Below are 14,121 nucleotides of genomic sequence, written 5' to 3'. Positions count from 1 at the left end.
ATGGTTGCCCTCCCCCTCCCGCTTCGCGCCCGCAGCCGCCCGCAACCGCGGGCGGTGACGCTCACCCTCGTGGCGCTCCTCCTCGCCGTCTCGCTGCTGTCGCTCGGCACCGGGGCGGCGGGCCTCTCGCCCACCCGCCTGATCGCCGCCTTCACCGGGGGCGAGGCGCTGACACGGGCCGAAACTCTCATCCTTTACGACATCCGCCTTCCCCGCCTCGCCATGGGCCTGATGGTCGGCGCGGCACTGGCTGTTGCAGGCGCGCTGATGCAGGGCCTGTTCCGCAACCCCCTCGCCGATCCCGGCATCGTCGGCGTCGGCGCAGGCGCGGGCCTTGGCGCGGTCAGCGCCATCGTGCTGGGCGGCTTGTTGCCCCCCGCCCTCGCCGCGCTCACCGGCGCGCATCTCATCCCCTTCGCGGCCTTCCTTGGCGGCTGGATCGCCACGCTCATCCTCACCCGCGTTGCCGCCTCAGGCGGGCAAACCGCCATCGCCACGCTGCTGCTGGCGGGTATCGCGCTCGGTGCCATCGCAGGCGCGGCCACGGGCATCCTCACCTTCCTCGCCGATGATCAGCAGTTGCGCGACCTCACCTTCTGGTCCATGGGCTCGCTCGCCGGGGCCAGCTGGGCCAAGATCGCCACCGCCCTGCCGCTGATCCTGCCCGTCCTGCTCCTCTCCCCCCTCCTCGCCCGCGCGCTCAACGCATTGGCACTCGGAGAACCGCAAGCCGCCCACCTCGGCATCCATGTCGAACGCACCAAACGGCTGACCATCCTCGCCACCGCCGCCGCCGCGGGCGCGGCCACGGCCATCGCGGGCGGCATCGGCTTTGTCGGCATCGTCGTGCCCCACCTTCTGCGCCTTGCCACCGGACCCGACCACCGCGCCCTGCTGCCCCACGCCGCCCTTCTGGGCGGAACCCTCCTGATCGGGGCCGACATGATCGCCCGCACCCTCACCGCCCCGGCCGAGCTTCCCATCGGCATCGTCACCGCCACACTTGGCGCGCCCGTGTTTCTGTGGATCCTGCTGCGCCGCCGGGGCCTTGCCGGGATCTGACCCATGCTCACCGCCACCAACCTCACCCTCGCCCGCGATGGCCGCACGATCCTGACGGGCATCACCCTCACCGCCCGCCCCGGACAGGTCACCGCCATCATCGGTCCCAACGGATCGGGCAAGACCACGCTCTTGGCCGCGCTGACGGGCGACCTGCCCGCGCTCACGGGCCACATCACCCTGAACGGGGATGACATTGCCCGCCTCTATCCCCGTGCCCTCGCCGCCCGCCGCGCCGTGCTGGCGCAGGAAACGCAGGTCGCCTTTCCCTTCACCGTAGCGGAAATCCTGCAACTCGGCATCGAGGCCGGGCCCGGTCCGGCTGACCCCGCCCTGATCCACCGCCTGCTGGCCGAGGTTGATCTCTCCGGGTTCGCCCACCGCCCCATCCATGCCCTGTCGGGCGGCGAACGCCAGCGCATCCACTTCGCCCGCGCCCTTGCCCAGGCCCGCCGCCCGCGCGGCGATCAGGGGCCGATGTGGCTGTTCCTCGATGAACCGGTCTCCAGCCTCGATATCGCGCATCAGCTTCTGGTCATGCGCCGCGCCCGCCGCTTCGCGACCGAGGGCGGCGGTGTGGTCACCGTCCTGCACGACCTCAACCTCACCGCCATGACCGCCGATCACGTGATCCTACTCACGGACGGCCGCCTCATTGCCGCAGGCCCCCCGTCCGAGGTGCTGACCGACACGCTGCTGTCGCAGGCCTATCACTGCGCCATCCGCACCAATCAGACACCGCTGAACGGCCCCTACCTGCTGCCGCAAATGGCCGGGGCGTGACACAAGCCGCAGGCCCTAGCCCGCATCCAGCCCCGCCAAAAGCTGCTGGATACAGGCCCGGCCATAGGCGGCATTCATATGGCTGTGATCCCCCCGCAGCGCAGCGTTCTGCGGATCGACGATGCCGCCCCCTTCCGCCAGAAACTCCGCCCGCGTCAGGCCAAGTTCACCGTGCAATGCGGCGGGAGGGGCCATGAAATCCACGCCCTTTTCTGCCGCATGGGCCACCAGCCTGTCGCGATGGGCCTGAGCGAACCACGCCGCCGCCTCGGGATAGGCCGCCGCCGCCACCCATGGCGCATACAGCCGATGTGTTGCCTGCAGACAGGTCACCGCATAGACCGGGCGGCCAAAGACGATGGGCCGCCGCGCGCCCCCCGCCCCGATCTGCCATTCACCCAGCGCAGCCGCACTCGCCTCGTCCAGCGCCGCCTGCACAAGGCCCGGGCCAAAGGCCATCCTCCCCCCGGATGCCAGCGCTGCATCGGGCGGGTCGCCCAGCGCGGCAAAGCCCATCGCCCGTTCGGGATACCACGCCGCGCCCACACAGACGGCCACATCCGCCGCCCCCGGCGCGCAGCTTGTCTGCCCCTCATTCATCGCGCCGACACGCTCCAGCTCATCCGGCGTCACGCTGCGCCGGGGCGCGAAAAGCCCCGTCGCCCGAAAGCGATACCGCTGGCGGATCTTCTCGGGCAGGCTGAAGAAGACCATCTCCACCCCCGGCACCTCTGCCGCCATTCCGGCCCAAGCCTCGCGCCAGGCCATCACATGCGAATTGCCGTAAACCATGATCCGCATCACGGCACCGCCGTGGCGGCAAAGCGGCCCAGAAGCACCTCTTCGCAGCGCAGGTCATCCGCCGCCTCTTCGCGCGCCGCGTCCTGCTCAACTGTCGGGCCTGCGCCTGCTACAGCCGCCTGCGACAACCCATAGCAGGCCTTCAACGTCGCCATCACCGTGGCCACGCCTTCTTCGGTCACGTCGCGCAGGTTCTCGCGGTAGAACCGCCCCCCGGTCGAAGGCGAGGTGATGATCTCGTAGGATGGAAAGTAATCCACCCCCTCCTGCGCCCGCACAATCTCGTCACAGGCCGCCCGCAGGATGGATTTCGACCGCACTGTCGCCACCTCGACATGATCGCCACTCGCCGTCGCGGCCAATGGCACGGGCGACACGGTGATCAGAAACCGCAGCCCCGGATTGACCGCCCGCGCCAGTGCCATGAACTCGGAAAAAGCCGCCACCGTCTCGGATACGGTAAAGTTGTGAAAGCCGTGCAGCGCCGGATCATACTCCCCACCCAGCACACCGGGCGCCATGGGAAAGACCGTCCCGCTCTCGCGATGACGAAAGGCCTCGGTCAGCCCAAAGGTGAACACGAACACATCCGCCGCACCCCAGGCCGCGCGGATCCGTTCCAGATGCCGGTCCCGATGCCAGATCACCTCTTCCGCCGTGGCATGGCCCAACGGCTCCACCGAAGGGCGCTGCGCATCGACGAACCGCTCCCCAAGCGACCATACCGGCTCTGCCGGGCGAAACCCCTCCCACGCCTCGCGCGCCAACTGCGCCAGATGGGCGGCGGTATAGATATTGCCATGCCGGGCTGAAAACAGCCGGTATCCATGATCCCGCGCCATCTGATCGGATACGAAATTCGGCACCGGCTCGGCGTCGATCACATCCACCCCCGCCGCGCGCAGGGCCCGCCCGACATGCTGGGCAAAGCACGAACCCGCCGTCGCCACCCGCGTCGCGGCATCAATGCCAAAGCGCGGGCGAAACATCTCCGCCTCGGCAAAGGACCGCCGCCCCTCAACCCCGAACCGCCAAAAGGCCCGCCGCTCCAGTTTCTGATAGGGTGATCGGGCCATCCCGCACCTCGCTACGATCCCCCGCAAGGGCACCAACACAGCCCCATATCACTGCCCCGGCGGCGCAGCGTCAAACCCGTTCTGCCGATCCCGCCCCCCGCCGTGCCCGCCCCGCCACAGCAGAGCGACCGGGGCATCACACCACCCGCATCCAGAACTGCAACGGCTTCAGGCTTTCGCCCGCCTGCCCGATATCCTTCCACGAAAACTCGGCCACCACCCCCGGCAGAGGGGCATAGCCCCGGCCCTGCCAGAAGGCATCATTGGTCCGGTACGTCGCAGGCCGCAGCGGGTGATCCTCCGGCCGCATCACCGAACAAAAGGCCACATGCCCCCGCCCCAACGCCCGCGCGTGTTCCTCGCGCAGGTCGACGAAGCGATGCCCGATCCCCTTGCCGCGATATTCCGGCAGCAGCACCGATTCCGCACCGTAAAGGATATCCTCCAGCGCCACCCCACGGCCTGCAAAAGGCGCGGCGAAGGCTTCGGCGTGATCTTCCATCGGGGTGGATGTCGATGCCCCGACCAGCACATCCCCAAAGAACGCCCCCACCAAAAGCGCCCCCGGACTGTCACGATAGGTGCTCAGATATTCCCGCTCATAGTCCAGCGACCCGTCATACAGATACGGCCAATCCCGGAACACCGCGATGCGCAGCCGCGCCACATCGTCCAGCGCCGCCTCCAACGCCGCACCGCGCAGCGCCCGGACGGAAATCCCCTCCGGCAGGTCGCGGCTCATGCGGAAACCTGTGCGATCCAGTCGTTCAGATTGTAGAAGGTGGTCACCCGCGCGATCTTGCCACCCCGGATGTCAAAGAACCCGCCCGCCGGCAGGATATAGCGCTGGCCTTTCGCCTCCGGCAGGCCGGGATCGGTTTGCAGATATTCGCCATGCACCACGAATTCCGCCGCGCCCCGCGTGCCGTCTGCATTGGCAAAGATCACCAGATCCTTCAGCTCTTCGCGATAGCTCACCCCCATATGCGAACAGAACTCGGCGAACAGCGTCCGCCCCCGCCGCACGCCGCCCTCATTCACCCGATGCTCCACATTCTCGGCCACGCAATCCAGCATGCCGCCCGCATCGCCCGCATTGAAGGCCGCATAATAGCGCGCGATCAGCGCCTCCGCTTCCGTCCGGCTCATGGTCTTTTATCCTCTTCCGTGGGCGGCCCGAACCGCCCGATCATCCGTTCCCGGATCTGGTCGCGCGCCTGCCGATAGGCCGCCAGCTTCGCTTCGCGGCTTTCGCCCAGCCCCGTCGGGTCCAGGATCGGCCAATATTCCACATCCAGATGATAGAACCGCGTCAATTCCAGCGCCGTGCGCTGGCTTGCCGGCGACAGCGCGACGATCAGATCAAACTGGCTCAGATCGTCGCCCCATTCCTGCATTTCCTCGAAACTGCGCGACCGGTGCCGCGACAATTCGATCCCCCATTCCTTGCAGACCGCGATCGAGAAGCCGTCCACCTCCATGTCATTCTTCACGCCCGCCGATTGGACATAGGCCCGCTGGCCATACATCTGTTTCATAAGCCCCTCGGCCATGGGTGACCGTACGGCATTGTGGTCGCAGCAGAACAGAACCGACGTGGGAAAGCTGTCTCCCAAGATCAACCCCAATGCAGGACGCAGATCAGCGTGAACAGCCGCCGCGCCGTATCGGTATCCACCTCGGCTTTGCCCTCCAGCCGCTCCTGCAACACCCGCGCGCCCTCATTGTGAATGCCGCGCCGCGCCATGTCGATCGCCTCGATCTGGCTGGGCGGCAGGCGCTTGACCGCCTCGAAATAGCTCTCGCAGATCTGGAAGTAATCCTTCACCACCTGCTTGAACGGCCCCAGGCTCAGGTGGAACTCCCCCACCTTCACCCCCGCCTCCGACCCGATGTCGAACACCAGCCGCCCTTCGCGGATCGCAAGGCCAAGCCGATACGGCCCCTCCGGCGCGGCCCGATCCTCGCGCCGGGGCAGCGCGAATGAGTTTTCCTCCAGCAGATCAAAAATCGCGACCCGCCGCTCCTGCTCGATCTCGGGCGTCGGCCGCGCCAACCCCTTCTCGTCAATCTCGATATGGCAGATGCGGTTCATCCGGCAGACCCCTCTCTCACCCGAAGGGTGATGCCCGACCTCAACCCGCAGCGCAAGGGCGATGGGGAAGGCTACTGCGCCCTAACGGCAGAGCGAGGAAGCCTGAAAGCGCCCGTGCTGCGGCTCCGACATCCGCCGCAAGGTCCGCATAGGCACTGTCTCGCCTTTGCACAGAACGTTGCGACAGCCTCACCTCGCCGCGTACAACCCAACCACCAGCGCCGCCACCCCCGCCAACGCCAGCATCTCCCTTTCGCGCCAGCGGGTCCGGTTCCTTAGGCCAAGCGGCAACATGACCAGAATCAACAGGACCAACAGGAAAATCCCTATCGCCGTACCGGGCGCGAACAGCGCCATCAGAAGCGCCACGCCAAGCGGCGCAAAGCCCGCATAGGTGATGACCACATCACCTGTCCGCGTCGCCCAGAACGGCCGCTCCAGATCAAAGGCCCCATCGCCCACGACCATCTCTTCATGCCGCACAAGACGCGCCATGAACGCGCCGAAGATCAGCCCCGCGCCCATTTGCACCAGCGCCTGACCGGAAGGCAATGCTGTCCCGGTCAAGATGACCTGGCTCACGAACCAAAAGAGCGACAGGGCCAAGGCATATCTCGTCCGCCAAAGGGGCGGGTCGGCGCGAACAGCCCGTTCGACAAGCAGCGCGCTGCCGACAAGGAAGGCATTGAACGTCCCGGCAAAAAGGAACGCCGCCCCGGACAGCACCGGCAGGACGTGATCGCGGGGATAGACCCAGCGCCACACGAGGTAAAACAGCACTAACAGACCGGACCAGACACCAACCGATATGAGCGGATAGGCGCGGGAAAACTTTGACAGCACGACGACACCAACAGAAACAACCTCAGGCTGCAGCCTGCCAGACCCGTCCTCGCTTGAAAAGCCCGCCCCGCCCCATCGGGGCGCGCCCTACCCATTCAACCGATCCAACCGCGCCCGCACGCTCAGCCCATGCGCCTCAAGGCTTTCGCTGATGGCCAGCCGCTCCGCCGCAGGGCCAATCGCCGCCAAAGCCTCGGGCGTCATGCGCGCCATCGTCGTCCGCTTCATGAAGTCCAGCACATTCAACCCCGAAGAAAACCGCGCCGACCGCGCCGTCGGCAGCACATGGTTCGGCCCGCCCACGTAATCGCCAATCGCCTCTGGTGTCCACGCGCCAAGGAAGATGGCCCCCGCATGGGGAATGCGTGCAGCCAGCGCCTCTGGGTCCGCCACCAGCAATTCCAGATGCTCGGGCGCGATGCGGTTGGCCAAAGCCGCCGCCTCTGCCAGATCGCGCACCACGATCACCGCGCCATTGTCGCGCCAGCTTGCCCCCGCAATCGCCCGCCGCTCCAGCGTTTCCAGACGCGCCTCCACCGCCCGCGCCACCGCCTGCCCGAATGCGGCATCGGTGGTGATCAGGATGGACTGCGCGCTTTCGTCATGCTCGGCTTGGCTTAGCAGGTCCAGCGCCACCCAATCCGGGTCATTGTCGCCGTCCGCAATCACCAGAATCTCCGACGGCCCGGCAATCATGTCGATCCCCACGCGGCCAAACACCCGCCGCTTGGCCGCCGCAACATAGGCGTTCCCCGGCCCGGTGATCTTGTCCACTGGCGCAATCGTCGCCGTGCCATAGGCCAGCGCCGCCACCGCCTGCGCGCCGCCCACGCGATAGACCGTATCCACCCCGGCAATCCGCGCCGCCAGCAGCACCAGCGGATTGACCACGCCCCCCGGCGTCGGGCAGGTCACCACCAGCCGCTCCACCCCCGCCACCTTGGCCGGAATGGCATTCATCAGCACGGAAGAAGGATAGGACGCCTGCCCCCCCGGCACGTAAAGCCCCGCCGCCGATACAGCCGTCCAACGCCAGCCCAGCGTCGCCCCGCTCGCATCGGTCCAGCTTTGATCCTCGGGCAGTTGCCGCGCGTGATAGGCGCGGATGCGCGCGGCGGCCAGTTCCAGCGCCGCCCGATCCTCGGGCGAAACCTTGGTAATCTCCGCCTCGATCTCGGCCTCGGTAAAGGCCAGCCGCTCCGCCGTCACCTCCATCCGGTCAAACCGCGCCGTCAGGTCGATCAGCGCCGCATCGCCCCGCGCCCGCACATCGGCGATGATGGCCGCCACGGCCTGATCCACATCCTCGGCCTCTTCGCGCTTCATGGACAGAAGCTGCACAAAAGCAGCTTCAAAATCCGGCGCATCGGTGGTCAGGAAAAAGGTCATTGCGGCTCTCCAAAACGTTCGCCCCATCTAGCGCGGCGACCGCTCCCACTCAACCCGCGCCAAGACGGTTTCTGACTTCCGAGCCCGGAACGGAATTTGACGCAAATTCCGCGCCTGCCTGCGGCAGGCAATCTCGGGTCCGCCGGTGTCCCACCGATTTTTGCGTCAAAAATCGTCGCGAAATTTGCGTCAAATTTCGCCCTCTCGGCGTGCATCTGGACCTACGTTGTCAAACCATTGGGTTTATCCGAGGGACACCCCAGATATGGCGGCAAACAACGTCACCACCCCCACATCCGCCAAACCCTGTGCGGCGGCGCACCGTTAACCACGCCCCGCCCCATCACCCTGCCGAAATTTGTATGCACAGCCGTCTGCACCATCATCTGCACCGTGTGTTGCACGGTCCGAACGCGACAAATCCAGCAATCCCAAAGGCTTGTTAATCCCGATGCTCGGGTTTCTTGCGGCTGGGTGCCACATAGGGCTTGGTCACATCGTGCAGCGTCACTTCCAACGCCTCGACCTCGACCATCACCGCCCCATCACCCGCCAGCACCAGCGTCAATCGCCCGGTGCCATCCTCGCCGGGCTGCCAGTCCAGCGACAGGATCGACAGCACCGTTTCCGGATCGCCCCGGTCAATCCCCTGCGACCGCACGTTCAGCGCATCCTCGATCACCAACAGCGCCCGTACCCGCTCATAAGGCCGCCTTGCTGCCTCGGCGGCGCTCTGGTCTTCCCAGCGGAAGCGATTGATCAGACAGGCAAATCGCCGCTGCCCCCGCTTCCATGTCAGGTCTGCCCCGGTCAGCACCGCATCCTGCACCAGCGCCGAAAGGATGCCCAGATCATCCGCATCCCGCGCGACAAGGTTCAGCGGCCCGGCCTCCCCGTCTTCAAATCGCGCGTCGGTCATTCTGGTCAGTTCCCCTTGATCCGTTCAATCTGCGCGCCACAGGCCCGCAGCTTTTCCTCGACCCGCTCATAGCCGCGGTCCAGGTGATAGACCCGGTTCACCACCGTCTCACCCTCTGCCGCCAACCCCGCAAGGATCAGGCTGACCGATGCCCGCAGGTCCGTCGCCATCACCGGCGCCCCCTTCAGCTTGGCCACCCCCGTCACCGTCGCCGTGCCGCCATGCACGTCGATCTTGGCCCCCATCCGCATCAGTTCGGGCGCGTGCATGAACCTGTTTTCAAAGATTTTTTCTTCCAGCACCGACACGCCATCCGCCGTGCAAAGCAGCGCCATCATCTGCGCCTGCAGGTCGGTCGGAAAGCCCGGAAACGGCTCTGTCGTCACATTCACAGCCTTCACCCGGCCATTCTTGCGGCTGACTTTCAGCCCCCGCTCCGTCTCGGTCACGCTGATCCCGGCCTCGTCCAGCTTTTCGGCAAAGGCACCCACCAGCGCGATCCGCCCGCCCAGACATTCCACCTCACCGCCACAGATCGCAGGCACCAGCATATAGGTGCCCAACTCGATCCGGTCGGTTACAACCGGATGGGTCGCCCCGTTCAGGCGGTCCACCCCTTGAATGGTGATGGTTGATGTCCCCTCGCCCTCGATCTGCGCGCCCATCTTCCTAAGGCATTGCGCCAGATCAACAATTTCTGGCTCCCGCGCCGCGTTCTTCAACACGGTGGTCCCCTTGGCCAGCGTCGCCGCCATCAGCGCATTCTCTGTCGCCCCGACCGAGACGAAGGGGAAATCGACAACCGCCCCCCGCAACCGCCCACCGGGCGCCTTGGCATGAACATAGCCCTCGCGCAGGTCCAGCTCCGCCCCCATCGCCTCCAGCGCCTGCAGATGCAGGTCCACCGGCCGCGCCCCGATGGCACATCCCCCCGGCAGCGACACCACTGCATGCCCATCCCGCGCCAGCATCGGCCCCAGCACAAGGATCGACGCCCGCATCTTCCGCACGATGTCATAATCGGCACGGTGATTGTCGATGTCATGCGACGACATCGCCAGCACCAGCCCGTCCTGCAAACTCGCCACTTCCGCGCCAAGTGATTGAAGAAGCTGGGTCATCGTCCGGATATCCGACAGCCGCGGCGCATTGGTCAGCGTCAGCGGCTCCTCGGTCAGCAGCGTGGCAGGCATCAGCGTCAGACAGGCATTCTTTGCCCCTGCAATCGGGATCACCCCGTTCAACGCGCCATTGCCCTTGACCAGTATCGAATCCATCTGCCCGCCTCACTCGTTCTCTGGGGGGCTTGCTTGCGCCTCCCCCGTCTCTGCCCCATCCCGCACCCCGGACCGTGCCTTGGCCTGCGCCTTGCGCCGCGCCATATTGGCCTTCAATGCCGCCTTCAGCCGCGCCTCCCGCGTCGCATCCGACGCCGGGCGCACAGTTCCTGCAGCCTTCGGTTCCTGGGATTTCGGGTTCATGGCCCCCTCCTATACGAAGCCATCGCAAGGGTCCAGAATGCGCCACGCAAAGCGGCGAGTTTGCACTTGCACCGCCATCCGAACGCGGCTATTCACCCGCCACGCCGCGCGGGACACCCGCACCCGGCCCCGGCGCTGCAGTAGCTCAGTGGTAGAGCACTCCCTTGGTAAGGGAGAGGTCGAGAGTTCAATCCTCTCTTGCAGCACCATCCTTTCCCCCTGAAATAAAGACAGCATCTTTTCTCTCTCGGATTTGCGCCGCGCGTTGGTGCAGACGGAGCAAGCCATGACAGACCCCGCACGGATCGTGGCTGACAGCTAACTCCACCTTTACATGGCAATTGCTGCCGCACCGGATGCATAGGAAAAAACGGGAACGTGACGCGCGCCCGGTGCCCCGCTGCGACGTCACCGCCATCCGTGGTGACGCAATCCGCCCATTGATCCGGGCCGCATCGGCTTCATCCGCGTTCCCCCCGATTTCTGATGCGCCAGTAAGGAACCGGAAACCCGAGTCGATTACCGTCCTAGAAATGTATTTGCTGTGTGGGACATACGGAATGGGCAAGGCGGCAGGGATCGGCTTTCTCGGGCATGACTGGCGTTCCGCCCTTCCCTATCGCACCCAAGTCGGGGCTCGTGGCTGCTTTTCCTTTCTCTTCGCCCTTTGTCGGGTGATGGGTCATGGCACGGGGGAAGCGAAGGTGTTTGGCCGTGCGATCGGCGGCCGTTTCGGGGCCTGCGCGTCGTGCTGATGCGGCTGGGCCTTGTTGGCGTCATTGTCGGCCTTTGCCTCTGGTTTGGTGCGGGTCTCTTTGCCGATCTTCGGTTGGATTTGATCCTCGCCGCTTTGCAAGAGCTGACGGTCTGGCAATGGTTGGCCGGCATGCTTGCAGCAGGAATAGCCTTTATCGGTGCAGCCGGGCAGGAACGCGCCGTCATGGCGCATCTCGGGATGCAGATTTGCGTTAGGCGGGGCCGCCGTGCCGCGATGGCAGCCGCCGCAATTTCCCAGACCGTTGGTTTCGGCCCGGTCGTTGGTGCCGTCGTCCGCAGGCGGCTCTTGCCGGAACTGTCGCTGCGGCACTCCTTCGGTATCTCTGCCGCAATCACTCTTTGCTTCTTTGCCGGGATCGCCCTGCTTTGGGGGGTGGTGCAAGCCGTGGCTTTGGCAGGATTTCAGGGGCTGCTGGCCGCTGTCCTGCTCGCCGGCCTCCTGCGGCCCGCCCGGTTGATCCTGCCCGCACGCTGGCTTGCCCATGTGCCGGGCTGGGTTACCATCGCCCGCTTCGGCGGATGGCTGATGGTGGATGTGCTTGGCCTTGCCCTTGCGGCCTGGGTAGTGATGCCCGCGCAGGTAACGGCGACACTGGGCTTTGGCGACTTCCTTCCCGGCTTCCTCACCGCCTTTGCAGGCGGACTGGCCTCTGGCAGCCCGGCCGGCACCGGCGTTTTTGAAACCGTCATGCTGTCGGGCTTCCCCGCCACCGACCCCAGCCAACTGATGGCGGGAATCGTCGCCTTCCGGGGCGTGGCCTATGCCCTTCCCGCCCTGCTTGGGGCACTTTGGGCCGGTTTCGGAACCGATCACCGCCCGGCATCCAGCCAAATCCGGCCGCTCCACATCCTTCCGCCAAGGCTTGCCCCTGTGCTCCCCTCTCCGGGTTGGCTGCGCCACTTGCCGCGGGCCGAGTTGCAGCTTGCCCTGCAGGGAGAGGTTGATCTCATCCGCCTCCCCACCGCTGACCTCTGGCTCAGGGCCGATCTGCCGGGCGTCACTGTCCATCTGGGCGATCCCGTCCAGCCGGTCGCTGGCCCGGTCGCCCCCGCGGCCGCCCTTCATGCCGCCCGGACCGACGCCCAGCGCGAGGGCACGGTCGCCTGCCTCTACCGTATCGGCCCCCGCCTCGCGGCCGAGGCGCGCCGGTCCGGCATGCGGGTTCTTCCCCTCGCCCGTGAAGCAGTGATCGATCCGGCCGCTTTCACCACCGCCGGGGCCGAAAAATCGGGCCTGCGCCGAAAGCTGCGGCATGCGACCGGCGCAGGCGTCACGGTTGCGCTGGCAGAACACCTTCCCCTTGCGGAAATGGCCGAAGTGGCCCGCCAATGGTCACAGGCCCATGGGGGCGAGCGCGGCTTCTCGATGGCCCGCTTCCTGCCCGCCACTCTGACCCATCAACCTGTCATCCTCGCCCGCGATGCCAAAGGCAGCTTGCTCGCCTTTCTCAGCTTCCATGCGACCGAAACGGAATGGGTTCTTGACCTGATCCGATCCCGCCGCGACATGCCGGATGGCACGCTTTACCTGATGCTCTGCCACGCGATCGACATCGCCCACCAAGGCCAAGCCCGGCGCGTCTCGCTGGCCTGCGTGCCGGAATCCGGCTGGGGACTGCCCGGCCTGATCGGCCAAGTCGCCACCCGCCTGACCCGGAAAAGCGCCGGATTGGCCCAGTTCAAACAGGCCTTCCGGCCCCGCTGGGAACGTCGCTATATCGCCAGCACCACCCTGCCCGCCCTTGCCTTCGCCGGATTGGCCGTCGCCCGCGCCATCCACGCCCCCAGTCGCCAGACAGAGGCGCTCACCCAGCACCCGCCCGTGCCGACCACAGAAGCATTCGGACGGACCAGCGTCAGCGTTCTGCCCAAGCCCGAGTGACAAATACCCGGCCGATTGCCACCCGACCCCCTCATCCCTGTCGCGCAGCGTTTGATCGCCATCTCTCTGCCAAGGTTTGGCAGGAATGTCCTTGATCTGACCGAAAAGGCCAGAGGCCCCATCTGCAAGGCCCAAGTCTTCACTCCGGGGCAAGGGTTGTTGCCGCAGTCTGATTGTCGGCCTGCATGATATCTCGACGGCATTAAGCCGGCTTTTACCCGCAGATCTTATGCTCGTCGTGAAGGGTCGCCGCGTCGACCCCGCACGAAAGGGAGGAAACAGCGCATGTTGTCCAGGTTGGTTCCCAAAGGCCGTCTCGTCTACAAGGCCGTCCAGTCGATGCAGGCCCCTGTGATGATCGCGAACCGCGGGTTGCGCATCACCTATGTCAATCCGTCGTTGCGGGCCTTTCTGCGCCAGTCAGAAGAACAGCTGCGCCGCGACATGCCACAGTTTTCGGTCGACCGGCTGATGGGCCAAAAGATCGACATCTTTCACAAGATAGCTTCGCACCAGCGCAGCATGCTGCCCGCCCTGCAGGCCACGCATCGCACCACCATCCGGATCGGGGCAAGATCCTTTGACCTGATCGCCACGCCGATCCGGTCCCTTTGGGGAATATCCGGATATGTTGTCGAATGGGCCGATGCCAGCACACGGCTGGAAAATGTCGATTTCGGCGAACAGATGCGCGCCATCAGCCGCAGGCAAGCCAAGATCGATTTTGATCTGAACGGAAGCATTCTGTCCGCGAACGAGAATTTCCTCAGACTGATGGGGTACGCCCTCGACGAAATCATCGGCAAGCATCATTCGATCTTCGTGGATCCGGTCGAGGTCCGCTCGCCCGAATAAAAGGTGTTCTGGAACAATCTGCTGTCCGGCGAACATATCCAGTCAGAGTTCAAGCGCAGAACGAAATCGGGCCGCGCGGTCTGGATAGATGGCGCCTACACCCCCATCCGCGATGAAGAGGGCAATATCGTCAAGTTCACCAAATTCTGCACCGACAT

At 65.7% G+C, this 14,121-nt stretch carries 15 protein-coding genes, 1 tRNA gene and 1 pseudogene; 5 read left to right on the top strand and 12 right to left on the bottom strand.

Annotated features, from left to right (window positions below; translation table 11 throughout):
• On the top strand, positions 1–1,062 hold the full coding sequence (locus RSE12_06635) for an iron ABC transporter permease (protein ID WRH64003.1): 1,062 nt from the start codon (positions 1–3) through the stop codon (positions 1,060–1,062).
• A 3-nt stretch (positions 1,063–1,065) separates the two neighbouring features.
• Positions 1,066–1,845 carry a heme ABC transporter ATP-binding protein gene (locus tag RSE12_06630; GenBank protein ID WRH64002.1) on the top strand — a complete coding sequence of 260 codons (780 nt, stop codon included), beginning with the start codon at positions 1,066–1,068 and terminating at the stop codon, positions 1,843–1,845.
• 15 nt (positions 1,846–1,860) lie between these two features.
• On the opposite strand, the gene RSE12_06625 is transcribed toward RSE12_06630, so the two are convergent.
• The 11 genes from RSE12_06625 to RSE12_06575 form a co-directional block, all read right to left on the bottom strand.
• Positions 1,861–2,646, bottom strand: a complete 786-nt coding sequence (locus tag RSE12_06625; protein WRH64001.1) for a hypothetical protein — start codon at positions 2,644–2,646, stop codon at positions 1,861–1,863.
• On the bottom strand, positions 2,646–3,722 hold the full coding sequence (locus RSE12_06620) for a GSCFA domain-containing protein (GenBank protein WRH64000.1): 1,077 nt from the start codon (positions 3,720–3,722) through the stop codon (positions 2,646–2,648). Before RSE12_06620 ends, RSE12_06625 begins: the two co-directional genes overlap by 1 nt.
• Positions 3,723–3,858: 136 nt before the next feature.
• A complete protein-coding gene (locus RSE12_06615) occupies positions 3,859–4,464 on the bottom strand; it encodes a GNAT family N-acetyltransferase (protein ID WRH63999.1) in 606 nt (201 codons plus the stop codon).
• The gene (locus RSE12_06610; protein WRH63998.1) at positions 4,461–4,871 is read right to left on the bottom strand and encodes a nuclear transport factor 2 family protein; all 411 of its coding nucleotides are present in this window, start codon (positions 4,869–4,871) and stop codon (positions 4,461–4,463) included. The genes RSE12_06615 and RSE12_06610 overlap by 4 nt, the downstream gene beginning before the upstream one ends.
• Positions 4,868–5,275: a low molecular weight phosphatase family protein gene (locus RSE12_06605; protein ID WRH64753.1), complete on the bottom strand. Its 408-nt coding sequence runs from the start codon at positions 5,273–5,275 to the stop codon at positions 4,868–4,870. The genes RSE12_06610 and RSE12_06605 overlap by 4 nt, the downstream gene beginning before the upstream one ends.
• Positions 5,276–5,340: 65 nt before the next feature.
• The gene (locus RSE12_06600) at positions 5,341–5,817 is read right to left on the bottom strand and encodes a UPF0262 family protein (protein WRH63997.1); all 477 of its coding nucleotides are present in this window, start codon (positions 5,815–5,817) and stop codon (positions 5,341–5,343) included.
• 189 nt (positions 5,818–6,006) lie between these two features.
• Positions 6,007–6,597: a hypothetical protein gene (locus tag RSE12_06595; GenBank protein WRH63996.1), complete on the bottom strand. Its 591-nt coding sequence runs from the start codon at positions 6,595–6,597 to the stop codon at positions 6,007–6,009.
• A gap of 150 nt (positions 6,598–6,747) precedes the next feature.
• On the bottom strand, positions 6,748–8,049 hold the full coding sequence (gene hisD, locus RSE12_06590) for a histidinol dehydrogenase (protein WRH63995.1): 1,302 nt from the start codon (positions 8,047–8,049) through the stop codon (positions 6,748–6,750).
• A gap of 442 nt (positions 8,050–8,491) precedes the next feature.
• The gene (locus tag RSE12_06585) at positions 8,492–8,968 is read right to left on the bottom strand and encodes a DUF2948 family protein (protein WRH63994.1); all 477 of its coding nucleotides are present in this window, start codon (positions 8,966–8,968) and stop codon (positions 8,492–8,494) included.
• Between the two features lie 5 nt (positions 8,969–8,973).
• Complete coding sequence (gene murA / locus RSE12_06580; GenBank protein ID WRH63993.1) at positions 8,974–10,245, bottom strand: UDP-N-acetylglucosamine 1-carboxyvinyltransferase; 1,272 nt, start codon at positions 10,243–10,245, stop codon at positions 8,974–8,976.
• Between the two features lie 9 nt (positions 10,246–10,254).
• Positions 10,255–10,449 (bottom strand): hypothetical protein, encoded by a 195-nt coding sequence (locus tag RSE12_06575; GenBank protein ID WRH63992.1) that lies wholly within the window; start codon positions 10,447–10,449, stop codon positions 10,255–10,257.
• Between the two features lie 134 nt (positions 10,450–10,583).
• On the opposite strand from RSE12_06575, the gene RSE12_06570 reads away from it, so the two are divergent.
• A tRNA-Thr gene (locus RSE12_06570) sits at positions 10,584–10,658 on the top strand.
• A gap of 473 nt (positions 10,659–11,131) precedes the next feature.
• On the opposite strand, the gene RSE12_06565 is transcribed toward RSE12_06570, so the two are convergent.
• Positions 11,132–11,398 carry a hypothetical protein gene (locus tag RSE12_06565; protein ID WRH63991.1) on the bottom strand — a complete coding sequence of 89 codons (267 nt, stop codon included), beginning with the start codon at positions 11,396–11,398 and terminating at the stop codon, positions 11,132–11,134.
• 42 nt (positions 11,399–11,440) lie between these two features.
• Here RSE12_06565 and RSE12_06560 point away from each other — a divergent pair, with 42 nt between their 5' ends.
• Both RSE12_06560 and RSE12_06555 read left to right on the top strand, forming a co-directional pair.
• Positions 11,441–13,108, top strand: coding sequence for a phosphatidylglycerol lysyltransferase domain-containing protein (locus tag RSE12_06560; protein WRH63990.1), 1,668 nt, complete (start codon positions 11,441–11,443; stop codon positions 13,106–13,108).
• Positions 13,109–13,393: 285 nt separating this feature from the next.
• Positions 13,394–14,074: pseudogene (locus RSE12_06555) on the top strand (PAS domain S-box protein).
• Positions 14,075–14,121: the final 47 nt, after the last annotated feature.

Source organism: Fuscovulum sp. (assembly GCA_035192965.1).
Classification (GTDB): domain Bacteria; phylum Pseudomonadota; class Alphaproteobacteria; order Rhodobacterales; family Rhodobacteraceae; genus Paragemmobacter.
This window is presented reverse-complemented; position numbering and strand designations above follow the sequence as displayed.

What these genes read in the sequence shown, in the direction of transcription:
- RSE12_06635 (WRH64003.1), top strand. Translation starts at nt 1, where the DNA reads ATGGTTGCCCTCCCCCTCCCGCTTCGCGCCCGCAGCCGCCCGCAACCG.
- RSE12_06630 (WRH64002.1), top strand. Translation starts at nt 1,066, where the DNA reads ATGCTCACCGCCACCAACCTCACCCTCGCCCGCGATGGCCGCACGATC.
- RSE12_06625 (WRH64001.1), bottom strand. Translation starts at nt 2,646, where the DNA reads ATGCGGATCATGGTTTACGGCAATTCGCATGTGATGGCCTGGCGCGAG.
- RSE12_06620 (WRH64000.1), bottom strand. Translation starts at nt 3,722, where the DNA reads ATGGCCCGATCACCCTATCAGAAACTGGAGCGGCGGGCCTTTTGGCGG.
- RSE12_06615 (WRH63999.1), bottom strand. Translation starts at nt 4,464, where the DNA reads ATGAGCCGCGACCTGCCGGAGGGGATTTCCGTCCGGGCGCTGCGCGGT.
- RSE12_06610 (WRH63998.1), bottom strand. Translation starts at nt 4,871, where the DNA reads ATGAGCCGGACGGAAGCGGAGGCGCTGATCGCGCGCTATTATGCGGCC.
- RSE12_06605 (WRH64753.1), bottom strand. Translation starts at nt 5,275, where the DNA reads ATGGCCGAGGGGCTTATGAAACAGATGTATGGCCAGCGGGCCTATGTC.
- RSE12_06600 (WRH63997.1), bottom strand. Translation starts at nt 5,817, where the DNA reads ATGAACCGCATCTGCCATATCGAGATTGACGAGAAGGGGTTGGCGCGG.
- hisD (WRH63995.1), bottom strand. Translation starts at nt 8,049, where the DNA reads ATGACCTTTTTCCTGACCACCGATGCGCCGGATTTTGAAGCTGCTTTT.
- RSE12_06585 (WRH63994.1), bottom strand. Translation starts at nt 8,968, where the DNA reads ATGACCGACGCGCGATTTGAAGACGGGGAGGCCGGGCCGCTGAACCTT.
- murA (WRH63993.1), bottom strand. Translation starts at nt 10,245, where the DNA reads ATGGATTCGATACTGGTCAAGGGCAATGGCGCGTTGAACGGGGTGATC.
- RSE12_06575 (WRH63992.1), bottom strand. Translation starts at nt 10,449, where the DNA reads ATGAACCCGAAATCCCAGGAACCGAAGGCTGCAGGAACTGTGCGCCCG.
- RSE12_06565 (WRH63991.1), bottom strand. Translation starts at nt 11,398, where the DNA reads ATGCGCCATGACGGCGCGTTCCTGCCCGGCTGCACCGATAAAGGCTAT.
- RSE12_06560 (WRH63990.1), top strand. Translation starts at nt 11,441, where the DNA reads ATGGCAGCCGCCGCAATTTCCCAGACCGTTGGTTTCGGCCCGGTCGTT.